The organism is Streptomyces alkaliphilus (genome assembly GCF_014141535.1).
GTDB lineage: Bacteria > Actinomycetota > Actinomycetes > Streptomycetales > Streptomycetaceae > Streptomyces > Streptomyces alkaliphilus.
The window spans coordinates 1-2,075 of record NZ_VKHT01000891.1 but is presented as its reverse complement, the minus strand read 5'-3'; the positions used below and the strand labels follow the sequence as shown (position 1 = coordinate 2,075).

General features: G+C 75.6%; 2 protein-coding genes. Both read right to left on the bottom strand.

Features of this window, described 5'->3' with window-relative positions:
* The coding region (locus FNQ90_RS20865) for a DUF7059 domain-containing protein (protein ID WP_182607764.1) at nucleotides 1–1,115 on the bottom strand (1,115 nt) is incomplete at its 3' end.
* Between the two features lie 114 nt (nucleotides 1,116–1,229).
* Nucleotides 1,230–1,898: a small secreted protein gene (locus FNQ90_RS20860; protein WP_182607763.1), complete on the bottom strand. Its 669-nt coding sequence runs from the start codon at nucleotides 1,896–1,898 to the stop codon at nucleotides 1,230–1,232.
* Nucleotides 1,899–2,075 lie beyond the last annotated feature (177 nt).

Here is a 2,075-nt window from a genome sequence, read left to right as displayed (position 1 = left end):
ACCCCGCGCACGCCCCGGGCCTCGAAGTTCTCCAGCCAGGCGTCGTAGCGGGCCGCGTAGCGGGCGGGGTCGTCGCGGTGGTCACCCGCGTCGCGCAGCCACAGCTCGGCGTACTCGGTGATGTCCTGCTCCTCGCGCTGCACGACCCGGGCGTCGCAGCCGGGCGGCAGCCAGGCGGCGAGACGTTCGCGCCAGTCGCCGTCGACGGCGTGCTCCCAGTTGGCGAGCATGATCAGCGTGCCGCCGGGGGCCAGGCGATCGGCGGCGCCGCGCACCAGCGACCGGCACAGCTCGTCACCGGCCATGTTGCCGTCCCGGTAGACCAGGCGGGGGCCACCGGGTTCGGGCGGGGAGATGACGAACGGCGGGTTGGAGACGATCAGGTCGAAGGGCTCGTCGTCGGCGACCGGCTCGTAGAGCGAACCCTCGCGGTACTCCGCGGCGGGGGCGGCGGAGAGCTCGAGGGTCAGTTCGGCCATGCGCAGGGCACGCGGGTTCGGGTCGGTGGCGGTGACGGCGGCGGCGTGCCGGGTGAGGTGCAGGGCCTGGACGCCGCAGCCGGTTCCCACGTCCAGCGCGCGACCGACGGGCGTGTCGGGGATCAGGTGGGTGAGCGTGGTGGAGGCGCCCCCCACACCCAGCACCACATCGGGTCGCGGTGAACCGGCGGCGACACCGGCTCGTCCCCCCAGCGCGTGACCGGCGTCGGAGACGATGAACCAGTCCTCCCCGCCGGGCGCCGCCCATGGCCGGATGTCCACGGCGGCCCGGACGGTCTGCGCCGGGTCCCCGGCGCCCTCCCGGCCGTCGCCCCCGTCGGGTGTCCCTCCCGGGGCACGGCGCAGCCATCCGGTCTCCAGCGCGGCGTCCAACGGCAGCACCTCGGCGGCCCGCTTCGCGGGGACGGGGGCCCGCAGCAGGAAGAGACGGGCGAGGACGGCGGCGGCGTCACCGTCGCGGGTGGCCCGCAGGGCGGGCACCGTCTCGCCGCGCGCCAGGGCGGCGTAGGCCGGGGCGCCCAGGCGTTCCAGCAGACCGTCGGGGGTGAAGTCGGCGGCGAGCAGCGCATCGCGCAGGGCCGCGCCGCCGGGGGTGGGGAGATCCGAAGTGCTCACGGGGGTCCATTCTGCCGAGCCCGGGGTGCCGGCGGAGCCGGGTCCGGCACGCGGGGTCCGGGCGGCCGGCCCGGGAGTCCCGCGGGGAAGCCGCCCGGGCCCGCCGGCGAGGGCTCAGCCCTCGCTCTCCTCGTCGTCCCCGGCGTCGGCGTCGGCGCCCCCGGCATCGGCGTCGTCCTCCCGGGCGTCACCGTCCTCCGTCCCGGCCCCGTCGGGATCGGCGTCACCGTCCACGGGCGAGCCCGGCACCCGGCAGCCCTCCTGATCGGCCATCGCCTCGCCCAGCTCCCCGGACTGCAGACGGGTCAGCGCGTCCCCACCGAGCTGCCCGAACTCCTCGAGCTGCCCCACCATCTCCCGCAATCCCTCCGCGAAGGCCGCCCGGTCGGAGGTGTCCAGGTCGTCGCTGGCCTGTCGCAGGTTGTCGTAGGACTCGGACAGGGCGTTGAGCTCGGCCACCGCGTCCTCGCGCAGTTGCTCACCGTCGTCCACCGGTGGGTCCCCGGCCTCCTCGACCGCGTCGGCGAGACCGGCGTAGGCGTCGGCGAGCTGCCCGTAGGAGTCGGAGTACACCTCCTGGACGACCGCCGGTTCCTCATCGCTCTCGCTGGCCTCCGCGAGAGCGGTGTTGGCTCCCTGGATCTGCTGCAGCCGGGGCCCGGCCGCGTCACAGAACTCGGCGGCCCATTCCTCGGTGCGCTCGGCGGTGTCGTCACCGCATCCGGTGAGGGTCAGGGCGAGGGCCGTGCACCCCGCCACCGCCATCGCCAGTTTCCTGTTCACCGTTCTCGGCCCCTCTCTGACGTCTCCGGCATCACCCGATCGGGGGATCGACACCGTCTGCCGTTCGGGCCGGAACCTACACCGAGGGAGGGGCGCCGTGCCCCAGGCACACCGCCGGAGGGGCTCCGGTCACCCGGTCCTACCCCCGGGCACGTCGGCGGGGCAGGAGGGGAAGGC